Origin of the sequence: Pseudomonas sp. Sample_9 (assembly GCF_004307535.1) — a bacterium.
GTDB lineage: Bacteria > Pseudomonadota > Gammaproteobacteria > Pseudomonadales > Pseudomonadaceae > Aquipseudomonas > Aquipseudomonas mercuritolerans.
In genome coordinates this window covers 1-1386 of sequence record NZ_RAZO01000511.1, presented here as the reverse complement: position 1 = coordinate 1386, position 1386 = coordinate 1, and the positions used below count along the sequence as shown (strand labels likewise).

Annotated in this window: 1 protein-coding gene and 1 pseudogene; both read left to right on the top strand. The window is 45.2% G+C overall.

Annotated features, from left to right (window positions below; genetic code table 11):
• Window positions 1-524 (top strand): annotated as a pseudogene (locus tag D6877_RS29005) (hypothetical protein); the annotation flags it as partial.
• A partial coding sequence (locus D6877_RS29000; protein ID WP_130912913.1) for a PoNe immunity protein domain-containing protein occupies window positions 521-1386 on the top strand: 866 nt, incomplete at its 3' end. The pseudogene D6877_RS29005 and the gene D6877_RS29000, both read left to right, overlap by 4 nt.

Genomic DNA, 1386 nt, shown 5'->3' with positions numbered 1-1386 from the left:
AAGATGCACCGAAGTTCATGCGGAAACTGAATAATACGAGAAAGCCGGGGGTCGCGTCGAAGTTAGGCGTTTCTGGCCTCACTGAACCGAGTGAGCTGATAGAACCGGTGGAAAGCAGTGAAGGCGCATCTCCCGCTACAAACAAAACCAGAGTAAGCACCGGCAAACACAAAACTACCACTGGCAGAAGTGAAATTCCGTCACAGACGCAGAAAAGAAAAATACTTGTTCAGATGAGCCGGGAATGGATTGAAGAAAACCTAGGGAAATCTGTGGGAGTTACGATAGCTTACCAAGTACCGAACTCGTATAGCCGACACCTGTTTTATACGCCGCTTTACCATGCCAGCATGAGCCCTAAGGAGCATGCTGCTGCGCGTTTGAACAACTCAGACGATATGTCTCACCTCAATCACAAGGCCTTTCATTACGGCGAGCAGGAAGTAAAGACCTTTGTGAATAAACGTAAAAAATCATTAGCTAAAAAGCACGGTGCACTATCGTCACTCAAGATTGAGGCATGACCATGAAACGGCAAAAATTTTATAGTGATAACCACTTCAAAATCTTCCTGAAAGCATACGACGACGCTATAGAATTTTACCGCACAAGAAAATTCCAGTCTGATTCCGTTGAAGAAGAAGAAATGCTTCGCGCTAGATTTTTTCAACGCATGAGCCTGAACAAGTTATTAGCCTCCTACACTGCCGGCGTAGCGATTCCCGAACTATCTGTCATACTTGAAGAACTGGTTAGCAAGTATGAAGAATGGCAAAGCAAGCTGGAAATCAATGAAAACATCTCCAACATCTCTCCTTTAGCGATTGGCGATTACGCATACCAATACGAAGAGTGCGTGCAAGTTATAGGCTTTTGCGTGCTACTTCATCGGACAGACCTTCTCAAACGTTTCGTGGCGTTGATAGACAACGCAGGCTATGAAGGCACCGATACACTATACGAAGACTTACTCAGCAAACTCATATCGGAAAGACACGATATCGATCAGTGGTATCACGACGTCTATTCTCCGCTTGTTCAAGCCATTTATTCAAATACTAAAGAAGAGGCTGCAGATCATCTGAAAAAATACTGCAACCAATGGTATGTGGCATTCCGAGATGCACCTTGGCACGATGCTCATCATCAAGGCGAGGACGGGAGTTATGTAGGATATTGGGCCATCGAAGCAGGAGCCATCGCATTTTTATATGGCATAGACGACAGCAAAATAGACCACATGGTTTATCCAAAGGATCTAGTTGAATACGCCCGCAACTATCAACCAACCAATAATTCTCAGGTCTCGCGAATCGACGGCGGCCAACCCTGCAGTAGAACTGGTTACTGGTTCACTCCTGCGAAATCTGACTCAAGACAACATTT